Origin of the sequence: Bifidobacterium aquikefiri, assembly GCF_002259795.1 — a bacterium.
Classification (GTDB): Bacteria; Actinomycetota; Actinomycetes; order Actinomycetales; family Bifidobacteriaceae; genus Bombiscardovia; species Bombiscardovia aquikefiri.
Map to the genome: position 1 here is coordinate 81,516 of NZ_MWXA01000006.1, position 18,293 is coordinate 99,808.

Annotated in this window: 16 protein-coding genes; 2 read left to right on the forward strand and 14 right to left on the reverse strand. The window is 52.6% G+C overall.

Going from position 1 to position 18,293, the window contains the following annotated elements:
• Positions 1–74 precede the first annotated feature (74 nt).
• From BAQU_RS07300 to BAQU_RS07340, 9 genes are all read right to left on the reverse strand, one after another.
• A complete protein-coding gene (locus BAQU_RS07300; RefSeq protein WP_094694307.1) occupies positions 75–887 on the reverse strand; it encodes an amino acid ABC transporter permease in 813 nt (270 codons plus the stop codon).
• The gene (locus BAQU_RS07305; RefSeq protein ID WP_211277139.1) at positions 884–1,537 is read right to left on the reverse strand and encodes an amino acid ABC transporter permease; all 654 of its coding nucleotides are present in this window, start codon (positions 1,535–1,537) and stop codon (positions 884–886) included. Before BAQU_RS07305 ends, BAQU_RS07300 begins: the two co-directional genes overlap by 4 nt.
• A gap of 160 nt (positions 1,538–1,697) precedes the next feature.
• Positions 1,698–2,672 (reverse strand): glutamate ABC transporter substrate-binding protein, encoded by a 975-nt coding sequence (locus BAQU_RS07310; RefSeq protein WP_094694242.1) that lies wholly within the window; start codon positions 2,670–2,672, stop codon positions 1,698–1,700.
• A 274-nt stretch (positions 2,673–2,946) separates the two neighbouring features.
• Complete coding sequence (locus tag BAQU_RS07315; protein ID WP_094694244.1) at positions 2,947–4,692, reverse strand: ABC1 kinase family protein; 1,746 nt, start codon at positions 4,690–4,692, stop codon at positions 2,947–2,949.
• Positions 4,693–4,729: 37 nt separating this feature from the next.
• The gene (locus tag BAQU_RS07320; protein ID WP_094694246.1) at positions 4,730–5,047 is read right to left on the reverse strand and encodes a phasin family protein; all 318 of its coding nucleotides are present in this window, start codon (positions 5,045–5,047) and stop codon (positions 4,730–4,732) included.
• Between the two features lie 210 nt (positions 5,048–5,257).
• Positions 5,258–6,007, reverse strand: a complete 750-nt coding sequence (locus BAQU_RS07325) for a type 1 glutamine amidotransferase (RefSeq protein ID WP_094694248.1) — start codon at positions 6,005–6,007, stop codon at positions 5,258–5,260.
• Positions 6,008–6,103: 96 nt separating this feature from the next.
• Positions 6,104–7,555, reverse strand: coding sequence for a Mur ligase family protein (locus BAQU_RS07330; protein WP_094694250.1), 1,452 nt, complete (start codon positions 7,553–7,555; stop codon positions 6,104–6,106).
• A 240-nt stretch (positions 7,556–7,795) separates the two neighbouring features.
• The gene (gene dnaB / locus BAQU_RS07335) at positions 7,796–9,211 is read right to left on the reverse strand and encodes a replicative DNA helicase (RefSeq protein WP_211277140.1); all 1,416 of its coding nucleotides are present in this window, start codon (positions 9,209–9,211) and stop codon (positions 7,796–7,798) included.
• Positions 9,212–9,289: 78 nt separating this feature from the next.
• Positions 9,290–9,550, reverse strand: coding sequence for a SemiSWEET family transporter (locus BAQU_RS07340; RefSeq protein WP_094694252.1), 261 nt, complete (start codon positions 9,548–9,550; stop codon positions 9,290–9,292).
• A 566-nt stretch (positions 9,551–10,116) separates the two neighbouring features.
• Between BAQU_RS07340 and BAQU_RS07345 the strand changes: the two genes are divergently transcribed.
• Positions 10,117–11,493 carry an MATE family efflux transporter gene (locus BAQU_RS07345; RefSeq protein ID WP_094694254.1) on the forward strand — a complete coding sequence of 459 codons (1,377 nt, stop codon included), beginning with the start codon at positions 10,117–10,119 and terminating at the stop codon, positions 11,491–11,493.
• Here BAQU_RS07345 and BAQU_RS07350 read toward each other — a convergent pair.
• The 5 genes from BAQU_RS07350 to BAQU_RS07370 all read right to left on the reverse strand — a co-directional run bounded on the left by BAQU_RS07350 (position 11,490) and on the right by BAQU_RS07370 (position 17,072).
• Positions 11,490–13,316 (reverse strand): [protein-PII] uridylyltransferase family protein, encoded by a 1,827-nt coding sequence (locus BAQU_RS07350; RefSeq protein WP_094694311.1) that lies wholly within the window; start codon positions 13,314–13,316, stop codon positions 11,490–11,492. The genes BAQU_RS07345 and BAQU_RS07350 overlap by 4 nt on opposite strands.
• Before the next feature lie 250 nt (positions 13,317–13,566).
• A complete protein-coding gene (locus BAQU_RS07355) occupies positions 13,567–13,905 on the reverse strand; it encodes a P-II family nitrogen regulator (protein WP_094694256.1) in 339 nt (112 codons plus the stop codon).
• A gap of 1 nt (position 13,906) precedes the next feature.
• Positions 13,907–15,193, reverse strand: coding sequence for an ammonium transporter (locus BAQU_RS07360; protein ID WP_094694258.1), 1,287 nt, complete (start codon positions 15,191–15,193; stop codon positions 13,907–13,909).
• A 210-nt stretch (positions 15,194–15,403) separates the two neighbouring features.
• Positions 15,404–16,621, reverse strand: a complete 1,218-nt coding sequence (gene ftsY / locus BAQU_RS07365) for a signal recognition particle-docking protein FtsY (protein WP_094694260.1) — start codon at positions 16,619–16,621, stop codon at positions 15,404–15,406.
• A 43-nt stretch (positions 16,622–16,664) separates the two neighbouring features.
• Complete coding sequence (locus BAQU_RS07370) at positions 16,665–17,072, reverse strand: hypothetical protein (protein ID WP_094694262.1); 408 nt, start codon at positions 17,070–17,072, stop codon at positions 16,665–16,667.
• A 275-nt stretch (positions 17,073–17,347) separates the two neighbouring features.
• Here BAQU_RS07370 and BAQU_RS07375 point away from each other — a divergent pair, with 275 nt between their 5' ends.
• Positions 17,348–18,265, forward strand: coding sequence for a TetR/AcrR family transcriptional regulator (locus BAQU_RS07375; protein ID WP_094694264.1), 918 nt, complete (start codon positions 17,348–17,350; stop codon positions 18,263–18,265).
• The last annotated feature ends 28 nt before the right edge of the window (positions 18,266–18,293 follow it).

Genomic DNA, 18,293 nt, shown 5'->3' on the forward strand with positions numbered 1-18,293 from the left:
AATTTGGAATGGAAACAAGCCAAAAACTCGCCCTACTACTGTGCAATTGCCACAACACTCACAATCTCGATTCATCAGACGCCAAATTTGACATTCTGACGGTGCGAAAGCCAGTTAGCACACTTCGAGATTGCATAGTTCACCAGCACATAGATGATGGAGACCACAAGATAGACCGGAACCAGGGAATCAAAGTTGGCTATGATCACCTTTGCATTCACCATCAGCTCTGGATAGGTGACGACATAGCCGAACGTGGTGTCTTTCACCACGACGACGAGCTGCGCCACCAACGCAGGAGTCACGATACGCATGGTCTGCGGCAAGATGATGTATCTAAAGTTCTGGGCACGCGTAAATCCGAGCGAAAGGCCGGCCTCCTTCTGTCCAAATGGCACAGCCGCAACGCCTGAGCGATATACCTCGGCAAGCACTGCAGACGCATAGGCCGAAGTCGGGATGACCACCATCCAATAGGTGCTGATATGCAAACCCAATTGAGCAGGCACCAGAAACATGAAATATATGAACAGCAGCGTCGGTGTTCCGCGCAGGAACTCAATAATCGTAGTGGCGAGCCAGCGAACCGGGGCGATCTTCGATATCCGGCCGAACATGAGTACCAGACCCATGATCAGCGAAATGATGCCAGATCCGATTGCCGCACGAATAGTGCCGACCAAGCCAGCGCCAATGAACTCCCAGACATTGAGCTGCGAAAAAAAGTACCAGTACTGTGGTTCGAGCTGACCCTTGGTATAGAAGCGATACACAATCCAAACCCCAAGGGCGATGAGGGCCACGATGCTGATGATGGTTCCACACATGATTCTACGGCGTGCCTTGGGACCAGTTGCCTCGAAAAGAGCCGCCTCTGTTCTGCTCATCGCCATAGTGCGTACCTCTTTTCAAGCCGACGTCCAACGAATGCGATGATCAGCCCCGTCAACACATAGAGAATAGACGCAAGGAAGAAGGTCACCACACCCATTGCCTCCTTATTGTTGATCTCTGTGACCAACCCGGTCAACTCCTCGTGAGCCAGCGGCACAAGAGAACCCGTTGATGAGCTGATGACCACAGAAATGAACAGCGTGACCATGGGCTGGATCACCGAGGAAAGCGCCTGGGGAAGAATGATGGAGGTCACGATTGTGGAGAAATTCAAACCAAGGGCACGCGCCGCCTGGATCTGCTGGGCATCAATGGTATTGATGCCGGTTCTGAGATTGTCGCAGGTGAAGGCGGAAGATACCAGTATCAATGAGATAATGACACACGGTTCATAGTCAATGACCAGCCCCAGATCCGGAAGTGCATAGACGATGAACACCAGCAAAGCCAGAACAGGAATGTTTCTAAATGTTTCGACATATATGTTGATCGCTTCGCGAAGTGGCGGGATAGGGCTGATTCGGCCGACTGTGAGCACTGTGCCAAGCAACAGCCCCAGTACGAATGCGATGCACGATATGCGCAGTGAAACACCATAACTCGCAATAAACTGCCAACCGTAATCGCTAATCAGCTGTTTCACATGTCCTCCCAAATGCAACCTGATGAAACATATCGTGTGCAAGATAATGTACCCAAGCTACCACTCGGAAGTTGCAGCTTGGGTATTAACTATGTTAATTAGACAGAAATAGTGTCACACCTGCATGATGCCTCGAAAGCAAGGCATCATGCACGAAGGACTAATCGATTGTCGGAGGCGTTGGAACATCAGTCACGCCCGTACGATCACCGATCGTGACCTTCCAGAGCTTTGCCCAGGTACCGTCAGCTTCGATCTTCTTCAACCATGCATTGACGAACTTCGTCGCGTCAGAACCCTTTGGCAGACCGATGCCATAAGGATCCTTGTCGCCGAATGGCTTGCCGACAATCTTGAAATCGTTGGGATTCTTCACGACATCACCGAGAAGAAGGCTCTCGTCGACAACATAGGCATCAATACGCCCCTGACGCAACGCCTGAGTGATTTCAGTATCGGTCTGGAACTGTTCGACACTTGCCTTCGGAGCGTTCTTTGCAACAATATCCGCACCGGTCGAACCCTCCTGAACGCCAACCTTCTTGCCTTCCAGATCCTTCACACTCTTGATGTCGGAATTGCTCTTCTTGACCAGAATGCCAGTCTGAGACACATAGTACGGGCCAGCAAAATCAACTTTCTGCTTGCGTTCACTGGTGATGGAGTAGGTCGCGAACACGGAATTCACCGTGCCATTTTGCAACACGCTCTCACGCGTCGAGGAATCAACCACAGTCAGTTGGGTATTCGCCTTGCCGATGATGTACTTGGCAAGGAGCTGAGAAAGACCCGCATCGAATCCGCGAACCTTGTTGTCGCTTGTGGACTGCAACGAAAACAGCGTTGATGTCTTCGTTCCGCCGACCTTGAGAACTCCAGCCTTCTTCACAGCTGCCGCCCAGGTGTTTGCATCTACCGTTGAAGAATCAGCTGTGGTACCGGAGTCGATAATCTTTGTGTACGCGCTTACATCAATATCTGGATTGACGGAAGTGCTTGAGCTGCTTCCGCTTGCCGTTGATGCAGTCGGCGCTTCGCCGCAGCCCGCAAGTAGCATTGAGGCGGCAGCAAGAATGGCTGCACCGGCAACATATGCTTTGCGATAGGAACGCATGCGCTTTCCTGTGAGTGACATGATCGATCTCCTTCTTCTAGATCCGAATGCGGGGTCAGGCTCCACAGCATGTGGAGCGAACTCACTCCCGACTCGGCTCAATTACAGACTTTAATGTAACCGAAGAAATGAGAATCTGTGTAACTTTGACTATAATTTTTCCGTGTAGCGTTATAGCAATCTTTTGTAGCAAACTCAAGATTGGCTTCATATCAGGGTTAATGAGAGCTTTATTATCTTGCAATCCGAAAGATACGGCGAAGCGTCGTCGAGACGACACGCATGATCCGTCATCTCACATGCGTGAGGCATGCTTACGTATCGCTCTGTTCTTGCGAAAGATATCGATGACGATCCACACGGAAAGCAGGAATGCAACCACATATCCCATCAGACCGATCACAGGAATGCCCAGTATGACGGGCTTGATTCCGGCAAAATACACGATCGATGAACCGACATACAAGCCGACCACAATCAATGCCATGGTGATGCGGTTGACCATGTCTGAAAGCTGCTGCAATGGCTGCTCTGAGCCGACCAACTCCATATTGATACGAAGTTGGCCACGCGAAAGCATGGTGGAAACGGTTTTTGCATCAGCCAATGCGCCCAGCACACCGTGCAGGGCCTTGCCGCTCTCTCTGCCCAATTGCATGGTTTCGTTTTTGATGCTTGCCATGGTGCCCTGAGATGCCGCGATATGACGCGAGATGATCTCTATCATGTTCACATCGGGAAGAAACTCGTCAACCGTGCCTTCAAGCGTGACCAGCCCTCGAGCAACGGTCGTGACCGAGCTGGGTACGGCAATGGAATGTCTGCGCGCCAACTGCATGATCGCATTGAAGAATTCACCGATATTGAGGTCGGCAAGATTCACCGTTCCAAATTCATCGATGACCGAATCCAGATCATCGAGCAGCAGTGGATAATCGTCCTTCACCTTGTCGGCGCTTGAAGTGAAGCGGAGCAATCCCTTCGCCAGTGCGGGTGAATCGCGCTTCGCGACAGCGAAAATCATTTCCTTGAGGGCAGATCGGGAACTCTTGTTGACTCGTCCGGTCATCCCTAAGTCAATGAGCACAATGCGCCCGCCATTGATGATGATATTGCCCGGGTGAGGGTCAGCATGGAAGAAGCCTTCATCAAGAATCTGAGCTGCGTAATTATCGACAAGTTTCTCGCCGATGTCGCTGAGGCTGTAGCCGGCATCGATGAGTTCCTGTGGATGAGACACTGAGATGCCATCCACATAGTCCATCACGACCACATGCTGCGTGCAAAGATTGATATAGGGGCTTGGGCAATCCATGTATGCATAAGGAGCGCAGAAGCGGCGGAAATCTCTCAGATTACGCGCCTCCATCAAGAAGTCGGTCTCATCCTGGAAGGTGTCCCACAATTCTTCGACCACACCGCGAAGATCAAGTATCTGGGCGCTCTGCGTAAACCTGGTGGCATAGCCCGCGAAGGAACGCATGATCTCAACATCCTGTGCCATGGTTTCCTTGACACCAGGACGCTGAACCTTGACTGCCACATCCTCTCCGGTCAGCAGCCGTGCACGATGAACCTGAGCCAATGATGCCGAACCGAGCGGAGTCGGGTCAATCGTCGAGAAAATAGTGTCAATCGGTCTGCCATATTCATTGGTGAGGGTGCTGATGACCGTATCATAGGGCATCGGATCCGCATCGGCCCTCAACTTTGAGAGTTCCTTGCGGAAAGCCTCGGGCAGAATCTCAGAACGCATGGATAGTATCTGCCCAACCTTCACAAACGTCGGCCCCAGGGCTTCGAGCATCAGCCGCAAATTCGTCGGAGTCACGCCGTGAAGAATGTCGAATTTACTGGCAATTCTGGCAATCTGGAACAGCCTATGCAACCGGCCATGCCTGCTGGCACGAAGGGTCTCCCCCTCGGCGCTGTCAGACAAACCGCCGAACAGACCTATTTTCTGTGTACGCGTGCGTTGTCGAAAGTCTCCTGTGCCATCGGCAGACGCACTGCCAGCAGAGTTCTTATCGCCTGAAACCATTGATGTATACCGCCCTCACAGAGCCTACAGCGCTCAATCAGAGTGCGTCGACGTTGTTGCCGAGGTCGTCTGGGTCTCCCGTCGAACCTTCATCTGCCTGCTCGGAGGGAGTTTCTTCGGAAACCTTCTGCGCATCCACTCGATCCGCTGCAGCGGAGCGCGCGCCAGCGCCGGTATTTTCCCTGAAGGTACGCTTCAACTCAGAGTTGAGCTGCTTTCCCTGCTCAACGGTTATTTCCCCCTTGCGCGCAAGGTCATCAACGATTGCTTGGCTCTTTTCGATTCCAGTAGCCAATGCCCCAACGCCTGCGAGCAACACTTTGCGCAGTCCATCACCTAGATCTTGAGTGGCCATGACATTCTCCTTACCTGTTGAAAGTCGTGCATCGGATGAGCACGAGCAAACAATGCAAAAACTGTTGGGAACAGTCGTCTGCCCTGATTGTCTGCGTTCTTTCAACTCTACTCTGTCAGACGCAATTATCCTGGAGTTTAACTGTGCGTATATCTTGCCCCTAGCTGACTGCGCATCATCTCGCATGGCGATTGCGAGGATTCGATGACTCTAGCGTGGCCGATGCATGGCAACGGTCTTGGCATGTTGCGCCAAGGCATCCAGACGCTTCAACTCGGCCTTGCCCTTGTCGCTTGGATGAGGCGCATAGGTGCCGTAGCGAAACATACAGGCCTTCGATATGAGGAAATCAGCGATTCCAGGATTCTTTGGCAGCAATGAGCCATGCATGTATGTGCCTATGACATTGTTGTTGATGGCTCCCTCGGTGCGATCAGCGCCGTTGTTGCCCATGTTGATCGAATCGACCTCACCCAAAGGCTTGGTACCCTCATGCAGAAAAGTCTGCCCGGAGTGATTCTCATAGCCCACGACTGCACCGAATTGTTCCGAATGCTCGACCAGATTGCCTATGAGCCGCAGCTTTTCGCCGATTGTGTGGACACCTAGCACACAGATTCCCGGCAGTCTATCGCCTTCGATGGGCTGGAAATACTCGCCGAAGAGCTGATACAGGCCGCAAATCATCAGCATGGGGACCCCTTGGTGCGCAAGACCCCTGAGAAGTTCCGCACGCTTGCATAGGTCACGAATGATCTTGCGCTGCCCTTCGTCCTGGCCGCCACCGCCGAGAATCATATCGACGTGATCAGGCCATGCATCGCCCTGGTTGTAGTAGTGAATCCTTGGTTCGAAGCCATACAGGCTCAAGCGACGTTCCACGGTAAGCAGATTGCCGGAATCACCATAGATGTTCATGTCTTTTGGATAGAGCGAGAGTACGTCAATTACCTCAGCCATACGTTGCATCCTTCCCTATCGTGGCTCGTGATATGTCCTGCGTTGATTGTGGTGCATCGCCGACGCGGTGCATTCGATACGTGCATCGTGTGTATGTTAGAGACCTGCATCCGCCACCTCAGTGAGATGCGAGATCAGTGTTCGGATCTTCAGCATAGCCGTATATGTGCAGAAAATACGCTTCGGATGACTTGGGTTCACTGCCAGGAAAGCTTCGAGGGCTGTTGAAGGGTTTGTTTCCGTGGCCCCCACATGAACCTGGTCATAATCGAGGCGCAAGGCCATGTCCCAAGCTCGAACGCCGGAAACAACAGCCACACCGGTCTCGCGCAGGGTGGTGAAATCGACGTCCCAGAGCCAGCTCATGTCACGTCCGTCAGCAAAATCGTCATTGATGACGATCATCGTGTCATGGCCCGTTGGGTTGAACGAGGCCAGTGCGAGTCTGAAGCCCATGGGATTCTTTACCAGCACAAGTTCGATCGGGGTGCCATGGAAATCTATGATCTCGCCACGGCCAAAGGCAGGCGTCACATGCGAAAGAGCCGTTACCATCGACTGCGCATCGATCGTCTTGCCAGCACTTGCGAACGATGAATTCTTGATGACCCGACCGATGAGGGTGAGAGCGGCAGCCGCATTGAAGAGGTTGTATACGCCCTCGAGCTTAACGGTCGTTGAAAATACCGCACCGAAAATATCGAAGATGGCTCCGTGATCAATCAGACCATTGAGAGTGACGTCAGCGTGAAGCTCCAGGTTGGAGGACTGCGAACCATCGACTGAAGCATCGGTCGTGGCAGCTGACGACACTTGCAGCAGGGCTGCCGGATTGTCGACTGACCCCTTGCCCGATTCCCTTGCAGGATCGTTGTCTGCGATGTCATCATGCATGTTGTCGTCATCTGGGAAATATGAGCGCATTGCAGGAGCAAGACCGAAGTAAGCGCACTGCACGCCCTCGGGAACCAGCTTGGACAGGGCGGCGATGCGAGGATCCTCACGATTGAGCACCACCGTGCCGGTGGTATGTTTGGCAACTTCACCGAGTAACTTGGCCGTGTTGTCGATTTCACCGAATCTATCGAGTTGATCGCGCATGACGTTCAGCAACAGTGCATATCTTGGTTCAACCTGATGTACAAAGTGCACCGCATAGGCTTCGTCAAGTTCAAGTACGGCAATATCGGCATCGATGTTGCCTTTGACATCAACCTTGTCCAGCAGAGCAGAGACCACTCCCCTCGTGAAATTCGAACCGGTTGGATTGGTGAATACCTTCATTCCCAGTGTTTCGAGAATCGAAGAGACCATACGCGTCGTCGTGGTCTTGCCGTTGGTTCCTGAAACCAAGACGACTCCATCCGGCAGCTGGGCCAATGTTCTGGCGAGAAAATCCGGATCGCAGGCCTCAATGACCTTGCCGGGGAAGGCGCTGCCACCGTGACGAGTCAAGCGGGACAACGCTCGGATGCTCTTGCCAAGAATCGGGATCAAGAACGAATACCACGGTTTTGCGGATCTACCCTTGCTTAATGCTGAAGTCATTCATTACCACCAGATACATTTGCTCGAATCATGTGTACCAACTGCTTTACGTCGTTCCCAAAAGTCTTGTGTGCCTATGTGCCGCGCGTCGGTCGCGCGCGTACGTGATCACGGCCGGCTGCGTTGCTGCGCACATCGCAAGCTCGTTGTGAACATTGCCCCTATCGGCGCATTGTGTTTCCACGCCATAATACACACCCAATGCACCAAGCAGATGTGTAGGCAGTCCCCTGATGCTGCCTACACACCATCTTGCTGATAATCCTGGGGCATGTCCTTGAATTTGGAGGTTGCTCCGAGGAATGCAAGGTGGAAGGTGTCGGTCGGGCCATTACGGTGCTTTGCCATGATGATGTCAGCCTCACCAGGTCGGTCTTCCTTGTCGTAGAAGTCCGGGCGATGAACGAGGAGCACCACGTCGGCATCCTGCTCGATGGAACCGGATTCGCGCAAATCCGCAAGCATTGGCTTGCGATCGTTTCTCATTTCTGGGCCACGATTCAGCTGACTGAGTGCGACTACAGGCAGATTCAGCTCCTTCGCCAGAAGCTTCAAGGCACGCGAGAACTCCGAAACCTCCTGCTGACGCGATTCGACTCGCTTGCCTGAACTCATCAGCTGCAGATAATCGATGACCACAAGTTTAAGATCGTTGGTCTGTTTAAGGCGGCGACATTTGGCTCGAATTTCCATCAGGCTCATGTTCGGCGAATCATCAATGAACAGTGGCGACTCATCCAAGGTGCTCCAGAAGCGATTGAGCGTATTCCAACGTTCTGGTGTGATGTCATCGGCACGACGCAGGGCCACGAGAGGAATGTTCGTTTCTGCCGAGATAATGCGCTGCGCCAGCTCGGTCTTGCTCATCTCGAGCGAGAATATGACGGTTGCCATGTGATGATGGAGCGCTGCCGAGCGCGCAAAATCGACCCCCAGCGTGGACTTTCCCATGGCAGGTCGACCTGCGACGACGATCATCTGGCCAGGTTGAAGCCCCTGGGTCACGTCATCCATATCGCGAAAGCCCGTTGGCACACCGCGCTGCAGATCACCGTTCTGGAGTTTGTCGAGCTGGTCGAGAGCATCGTGGACCACCGGTCCTATGGCTGAATAATCCTGACGAACCTTGCCCACACTCATCTCGTAGACTTCGGACTGCGCCAAATTGACGATGTCTTCAGCCTGCGATCCCTCTGCCGAATAGCCAAGCTGCGCAATTTTCGTTCCCGCTGTAATCACGTTACGAAGAATGGCGCGCTGATGCACGATTTCGGCATAATATGTGGCGTTTGCTGCAGTCGGAACGGATGCAACCAATGAATGCAAATAGTCCGTGCCACCAACCTTGTCAAGGTTGCCGTCCTTGAGCAGCTGATTCGCGACAAGCACGGCATCGACTGGCTGCGAGGTCGAGAAGAGTGAAATGACCGCTTCGTAAATGGTCTGATGCTTTGGTTGATAAAAATCGGAAACGTCAATCAGCTGACTGACCTCGCCAATGGCATCCTTGCTCATGAGCATTCCACCCAGCACAGCCATCTCAGCTTCATCATCATGCGGCGGAATGCGGTCAAACAAAGCATCGCCAGAAGGCAGGGCGATACTGGTGTTTGAATCATTGTTGCGCGATGAATCGGGAAAGCCGGAAGAACTCATAGCGATGATTCTACGATGTGCCCTTGTCAGTAGGGCATCATTGATGGAGCGCCACGCCCCTATCCGTTCGAATCTGGATCACAGGGCCGTGAAGAATGCTATGAGACCAAAGAGTATTCCTGGTGCATTTGCAATGGCAATCGGCAAATCACGAGGTTTCTTCAGCAATGCGTACGTCACCCAAAGTGTACAGTTGAATGCAGCAACAAGCGGTTGAACAGGGCTTCCCTTGTCGCCTGCCAGGTTGTTCGCAATTTGTGGAATGTACGAGACATACATCAGTATTGCCGTCGTTGTGGCTACCCAGCTCAAATAGTGGAAGAATTTTTCAGTATTCATTGATCCCCTCTCACCCATTGCACATGGAGTCACGCACGATCTGATGATTAATTCTCAAGGTACATGAATGAAAGGACGCTCATTCACAAGGTGTTGCGCTGTTACTCATGCATTCTCTATTCTGCATTTTCAGCATTTTTTCAACTTCAGTTCACCAATTCGGCACCGTTTCATCACCTCGTGTTCATTAATTGTGGATAAAAAAATAAGTTATCCACAATTTAGGCGTGTTTATGGGGATAATTCACAAAGTTATCCACACGGTGGGTATAACTTTGTGGATAGCCGGGGGATAAGATTGATATTGCGTTGCTCGCTTCTTTTTTTCCTAGAAGAGTGCTATGTAATTTTTCTTTCATCGTTTCGTCCCATTCATTTGCACATCGCAACACTCGTTATTGCACAATGAGCCCCTCATCATACGTGCAGTTGATCGCATTCATGCTTCACACACAGCACGACTTCACTGCACATGCCGTGATCCTTTTCTTATACCATTGTTCAATGGTCTGAGAAAGCCTGTACCATCTTTGGCGCAACCCAAACGAGTCGGAAGGGGCAATCCCATGGCTGTGACACATCACGATGAGGACATGGCGGCCGGACATCAGCAATCCCCATATCTGCACATCGCCGCACTCGCAATTCCCACTTTCGGGCAGTTGATTGCCGAACCAGCCTTCATCCTTATCGATACAGCCGTTGTCGGCCATGTGGGAGGTGCAGCACTCGCTGGACTTTCCATAGGTTCCACCATCATCCTCACCACCGTTGGACTATGCGTGTTCCTGGCATATGGCACTACCTCACAGGTAGCGAGGCTCATCGGAGCTGGCCGAAAGCGCCAGGGACTCGAAGCCGGCGTTGATGGCATGTGGCTCGCGCTGATCATTGGAGTTATCGTCTCCCTCGGCATTTTTCTGTTCAGCCGGCAGATATGCGCATTCATGGGAGCTCAAGGTCAGGTGCTCCGTCAGGCAACAATATATGTGAATGCCGTGGTGTTCGGACTTCCGGGAATGCTGCTCGTATATGCCGCAAATGGAATCTTCCGTGGTCTTCAGAAGGTTCGTATCACGCTGATTGCAGCAATAACGGGAGCCATCATCAACACGGTTCTCGATATCGTGTTCGTTGTCATACTCCATTGGGGCATTCTGGGATCTGGCATTGCCACGCTGATTGCACAGTGGGTCATGAGCATCATGCTCATAGTGCCTGCTGCGATGTGGGTGGTCAAGGAAGGCGCTAGCTGGTTACCGCGTATTACAGGTATAGCATCAAGTGCAAGCGACGGGCTGCCATTGTTCATTCGAACTCTTGCCCTGCGCGTATCGCTGTTCGTGACCGTCGTTGCCGCCGCAAAGATGGGTCAGCAGGTTCTAGCCGCCTATCAAGGTGTCAACGCCACATGGAACCTCGCGCTGAATGTGCTTGACGCGATAGGCATTTCGGGTCAATCACTCGTAGCCACGGCTCTCGGCGCGAAGCACCGCAAGGAGACGCGATTCATGGTGCATGCCTCAGGCACAGCTGGCATGTGGATGGGAGTATTCACCGGAGGCATGATGGCGCTGCTGGGGTTCACCGCCACAGGATTGTTTAGCCCTGATGCGCAGATCCAGCATCTGATTATGGTCGGCATGGTTGTGCAGGCCGTGTTTCTGCCGCTCTGTGGATGGATGTGGGCGCTTGATGGGATTCTTATTGGCGCAGAGGATTATCGGTATCTCGCGGCAACCTGCACGCTCACCTCAGTGGTCTATGTGCTTGCGCTTTGGGGTTTGACTTCATTGGACTGGCCCAATGCCACATGGAGAATCGCCATGCTATGGGCAGCGATCAATGTGTTCTTCATTGGCATTCGAGCGATAAGCAATGGCATACGCGCACAAGGTGAGGTGTGGATCGAGCGCGCCATCACCCCTCATGCAACTCGCTAGGCAGGCTGTTGCGTCCGCACTATCGCTCTGCGCACAGCCTGATACATGTTTTCCACAATCGATGCTCTCCACGAAGACCAGCCATAACGTTTTGTAATGGCTTCGTTCGCCGTTGCTCCGAGTGAGGATCCGTCTGCCTTAGTCAGATCATAAAGCATGTCAAGCAGCACAGGATCTCGACGAATGCGATTCGCAAGATCCTCAATCACCACCGTGTCGTGTGGATTCTTGGTCGTCGCATACTGGGATAGCGTCAGATGCTCGCGAACAAGCAGGGTGGCCATAGCGACTATGTTCTGCGCATATCCGATGCGGCTGAGGATAATCGGCACGTGCCGCGCACCTTCAATCGAATGGTCAAGGATTCCCTGACGCTTGCCAATATCATGAAAAATGCCGGCCAACAGCAGAGCCGCATAATGATCATCGTCATATCTGCCGCCGCTGTGCGTCTGTCTGTCCAAGCGTGAAGCGACCTCAACCATGTGTCTGTCAATGGTGTATCGATGGGCATCCGATGCGCTTGGACGATTACGAACACCCAGCCATTCCGGCACCAAGCGTCCAGGAACATCAACGTAGTCGATCTCTTCCCAGATACGCATAAGCGTTGGGCCAGATGCGAGCAGACGAACGAACAATTCGCGCTCCTCTTCGGTCCATGCATGATCCTGTATAGGCGACCGCCGAATATTCAAGAGGGTTGCCACGGAGATTGGCAGATTGAACTCAGCGGCTGCGACTGCCACGCGAAGAGCGATGGAACGATCACGAACCGGATTTTCGCCAATCGCAAGAACGATTTCCTGCTCATGGGTTGCCACCCCATGAGCAACGACATCAAATCTGGGCGCCCCGCGTCTGCCACGAAAGAAGGTGAAGCGTGGCTTCTCATGAATTAACGAGTGCTGAGCATTTGACGAAGTCATGTCAAGAGATAGTGCAATGCGGCGGCCCAAGGCCGCAAGGACCGTCTGCAAATCGTCTATGGCGACGATATCGCGCGATTCCTCGGGAAGCGTGGGATCCGCCAATCCAAGCATCTTTGCTACCTTGGGCTGGTACTGGTGGAGCAGCATATCAGTATCACGGTTGGCAATCAGATGAATGCTATCGCGTACATCAAGCAGGCGTTCAACTGCGGCATCGTATCTTCCGTGAGGTCTGTCAGCAAGCCATGTAGCCGTAAGTGCAGAGACGAGAACGGCATCTCGAAGCCCGCCACGGGCCTCCTTGATATCTGGTTGATTGATATACGCCAGACGACCGAATCTATCGAGACGCGTAGTTGCGGACTCGACGAGCTCTGGAAGGCGCTTCCTCGCTGCCTTTCTCCATCTGTCAAGAATTGAAGAAGCTATGTCAGCAATAAGATCCGTATCCCCTGCAACAGGAAGCACGTTCAGCCATCCCATTGCGGCAGGAAGATCATGATCGGTAACAGATTCGCATTGTGCCCGGGTTCTTACCGAATGATCAAGGTCCAAACCCGAATCCCACAGTGGGTACCAGAGCTTGTCAGCCAATTGCGAGACCTGTTCGTCGTTGAGGGAATGGGTATCCACGATCAAGACCAGATCCAGGTCAGAACTCGGACCGAGCTGTTTTCTCGCCAGAGACCCCACGGCGGCAAGACCGACCCCGCTATCCGGTATGTCAAAAGGTATCTCGTCCGTTGCGTGTTTCCACAGAGTGCGCAAAGCATTCAGTACGAACTCGGATCGTTGAGCTCTTTTTTCACTCCCCTGACGATATACACCGTCAGAATCCGGTTGACTCATGGCTACGAGCTTGTCATGGAGACCTTGGACTGCTGTAATCATGAAAATCATCCCTCACCACATGCGTTGACCGAAAAATTGGCGTTTACAAAGCGATATTCCGAGTTTTGTTGCCTTTTCAAGGTACAAGACGTATATATCCTTGAAATGACGACATAATTAAGCCAAAAATCGCTTTTACACTTTGAAAAGGCAACAAAACTCAATACCTCGGGAAAAACGTATCCCCACACAAAGCCTTGTGTGGGGATACGTGTGATGATGATCTACAGCGTGCTCATGTGAGCCGGTTTCAGATGGCCGCTGAGCCTGTTTCGCCCGTTCGAACCCGAGTTACCGATTCGAGAGGTGAAACCCAAACCTTGCCATCGCCAATGGTGCCCGTTGCAGCAGCCTTGACAATGACATCGACAAGAGTCTCCGCATCTGCATCATCAGCAATAATCTCGATGCGCACCTTGGGAATGAGATCGACGGTATATTCCGCACCGCGGTAGATCTCCGTATGACCGCGCTGACGACCGTATCCGTTGGCCTCCGAAACAGTAAGACCGTGGACTCCAGAAGCAGACAATGCTTCCTTTACGTCATCAAGCTTATGTGGCTGAATGATTCCTGTTATAAGCTTCATCTCACTTCACCTCCTTGAGGATTGAGCTGGCAGTTCCAGCGAAATCGTAAGCACGCTCGCCCTGATCAGCCAAATCAACGCCGCTGACTTCCTGGGCCTCAGTAACGCGCCAACCAATGGTCTTCTCGAGTGCGAACGCAATAACGGCAGTAACCACGCCAGAGAAGATGATTGCCACACACGCAATCACGATCTGAACGAGCAGCTGCTTGAAGTCGCCACCAGCGAACAGACCGGTCCCCTCGCCGAAGAAACCAATAAGAACGGTTCCTGTAACACCACCAACACCGTGGACACCTACGACATCGAGCGAATCATCATAGCCGAATCTGAATTTGAGACCACATGCGAAGCAGCATACGATACCCGCGATAAGACCAAGGACCATTGCCCAGAATGGCGAAACGACATCGGCAGCAGGCGTGATTGCAACCAGACCGGCAACCATGCCTGAAGCAGCACCGATCGCTGTGTAATGGCCTGAACGGATCTTTTCTGTAAAGAGCCATCCGAGGGTTGCGGCTGAAGTCGCTGCCGTGGTAGATACCCAGGCATACCCTGCGGTGCCGTTCGCACCGAAGGCGGAACCTGCGTTGAAGCCGAACCAACCGAACCAGAGCAGGAAAGCACCAAGCATGACGAATGGGACATTGTGCGGCTTGAACGGCTCCTTGGCGAAGCCCTTACGCTTGCCAATGATGAGAACGATAACCAAAGCCGCAATTGCAGCATTGATGTGTACAACGGTGCCACCTGCAAAATCATGAGCATGTGCACCGATTGCCTGTGAGATTGCACCGTCTGGAGAAAGCAGACCGCCATTCCACACCATGTGCGCCATCGGGGCGTAGTCGAAAGTGATCCACAAAGCAACGAAGATCATCCAGGTGCTGAACTTTATACGTTCTGCAAGCGCACCGGAGATCAATGCGACGGTAATCATCGCGAATGTCACCTGGAAGGCCACGTCAATGCTTGGTGGGTAAGAAGCACCCTTGGTGCTCACGGAGCCAAAGACACCATCCGTTGAGACCATCGTGTCCTTAAGCAGGAACCCTGTGGCAGGATCGCCAAAGATTCCACCAATGTCAGTGCCCGCATAGGCAATTGACCAACCCCATAACGTCCACACGATTCCAGTAACTGCCAAAGCACCTACCGAAAGCATCAGCATATTCAGAATAGCCTTTGCGCGGACCATACCTCCATAGAAGAACGCCACTGCTGGCGTCATGAGGAATACAAAGGACGCGGATGTTAACATCCATGCTGCGTTACCAGTGTCCATATCTACCTCCCTCTCATTTTTCTTTTTCTCTCTGCCTACCAAGGCCGAGAATCGATGTCGAGCGAACCCGACCTCTAACAATGGTAGCGACCTCTCCTTAGAGGCCAACGATTGCAATACAACGTGGTATGAGTTTCGGTCTTCGTCACTCAGCGTTACGGCAATGTAACAATGTCAGCTATCGTGCAACATTGAGTTCACTCAGTTCACTCAGTTCACTGCAAGGATGCCATCAACGAATGTCGCGGGATCGAAAACGGTCAGATCATCGGGTCCTTCACCCAGCCCGACCAACTTCACCGGAACGCCAAGTTCCTGCTGAACCGAGATGACGATGCCACCTCGCGCTGAGCCGTCAAGCTTGGTGAGGACAATGCCCGTAATGCCAATTGCATCGGCAAATACCTTGGCCTGTGCCATGCCATTCTGCCCAGTCGTTGCATCGAGCACCAGCAGGACTTCGTCAACCTTTGCCGTTTTTTCGATAACGCGACGAATCTTTCCCAACTCCTGCATCAGGTTGGCCTTGTTCTGCAGACGTCCTGCTGTATCGACAATCAGAACATCGCTCCCCTGCTCCTTCGCAGTATGGGCGGCCTCAAAGGCAACCGATGCGGGATCGGCTCCATCCTTGTCGCTTCGAACAACCCTCACACCTACACGGTTACCCCACGTTTCCAACTGATCTGCAGCCGCAGCTCGGAAGGTATCTGCCGCAGCCATCATCACAGTCCTACCTTCGGCGACGAAGAAGCGCGCCAACTTACCCGCAGTCGTTGTCTTGCCTGTTCCATTGACGCCGACCATAATGATTACCGATGGTTTCTGGTCGTTTGGCACCTGTGTCTCAGAGAGTTCCGCACACAGCCTGCGATCCATACCTGCATCAACGATGGCGAGCAGTCTGGTCTTAAGCATCTCGCGCACGGTATTCGGTTCAGTTTCGCCCTGGATGCGTACATCCGACTTGAGCTGATCGACAAGGCGGGAACTGGCATCAGCACCGACATCGGCCAGAAGCAAAGTGTCTTCGACATCTTCCCAGTCGCTATTCGTCAGATGATTTTTGCTGAGAATCGTAAACAGTGCCTTGCCAAGAGGATTCGCACTCTTGGAAAGTCGCGCCCGAAGACGAATCAACCTCGATGTTGCAGACTCCGGAGTCTGCACCTGAGGAATTGCAGGTACTGTCATCTGTGGTGATGCAGACTCTGGAGAGCCTGACGTGACTGTGCCCGTTGCAGTTGAGCTGCGTGTTCCTTCTGCAGAGTCAACTGGCGGCATGTCCTGGGATTGAGTGGAAATGCCTGTAGCGTCTGGCCTGCTGCCCTTCTTTCTGGCAGCTCTGATTATCAGTGCGGCAACGATGATTGCAAGAACCAGTGCCATCAATCCGATGACGAGATAAATCACAGAATTTGTATCCATACTGTTCACCCTAAAAATCGAGAGGGACAGGCTTCACGGTGTCCTAGCGGCCGACCTTGGGAATATCGCCGGTATTCTGCTGTGAATTCTGTGCCTCGGCATTCAGATCGGGAGCATTGTGCAAGGATGATGGCTCATCCGAATCCGTTTGGAACAACGCGTGCACCTCAACTACGGAATCATTGTTTACGTATACAGGATTCTCAGAGGTCTCCTCAAACATCCTTCTCGTTCCAGCAGAAGGATGTACACGCATCGTTGGTTCAAATGACGGCGCGCTGCCAGCAACGCGCGGATCATGACGCTTGTGCTTGATGTCCCAGCCTTCGCGCGCATGCTCGTCTATATCAGCGGAGACCGAACCATTCCTGGATTCGCCCCGAGCCAGCCATAGCACCACAATTACCAAAACTGCAAGCACTAGCAGCCAAATGAGTATTGCCCAAACCATAGTATTCATTCTGCCAGTTTCCGCTCAATTCTCAAATAATGAACCACACTCCTCCTTGTTCTTTACACCTGAAGCTCGATTTTCATTGGACGACGCAGATGCGGACGCTGCCGAACGCAGACACTGACGAAGCCAATCGGATGGAAGGATAGAGGACAATCAAAGAGTATATTGCCATTATAGGGTTTTGCTTGTTACTCGCCTTACACATGGCAGCAAAGATGGGTAGGGTAGCGCACGTGCCACACTAGGGTCTTATGAGTGGGACAACAAGGATGACTTCTTTTCAGCGGCGTGAACAACTATTGACCGTTGGCAGGGCGTTATTCGCCTCACAGGGGTTCGAAGCCACGAGCGTTGAGGAAATCGCATCGAAGGCAAAGGTCAGCAAGCCCATTGTCTATGAACATTTTGGCGGCAAGGAAGGACTCTACGCTGTGGTTGTGGACCGTGAAATGCAATCCTTGACGACTGCATTGACCGATGCGCTGAGCGATGCCGAAGGACATCCACGTCAAATTGTTGAAAAAACAGCCCTTGCATTGCTCACATATATTGAGGAGCATACCGAAGGTTTCAAGATTCTTGCCCGCGACTCACCGACGACCGATCCTGCGAGTTCGTTCAGCTCGCTTCTGGGAGAGGTCAGCATGCGCGTTGAGGAAATTCTGAAGGAACAGTTCCGACACCGCAAAATATCGACCAAGGGTGTACCTTTCTATGCTCAGATGCTGGTGGGGATGACAGTCTTCACCGGACAATATTGGGCGGATGGACGCAAGGCAGGCAAGGAACAGCTAGCTGCCTACATCGTCAACCTGGCGTGGAATGGTCTATCCCGATTGGAATCGAAGCCAACGCTCCGATACGAAGGCAAGCATGCGAAGACCGCACGATCCGAAAAGAACGAAAAGGCCGTGGATGGCGAGGACCGCACAGCTCAGCACAAGTCCGGCGAATTGCTCTCTCCAGTTGCCTCAGCGGAGAACACTATGAACAATGGCACGAACTCGGACACGAGCATAGAGAGCCCCGAGACCACTGATGCAGACAGGAGCCTTAGTCAGAGTGCTACTCAAAGCAGTGATCAGAGCATTACTCAGAACACTACCAACGATGCACGGGAAGACACACACGAGACCAAAGCCACAGAAACGGTCGAAGACACAAGCGAAGGCACCATGCAAGCTTGAGCGAACCCTGCGGTCAATATCATTGAAG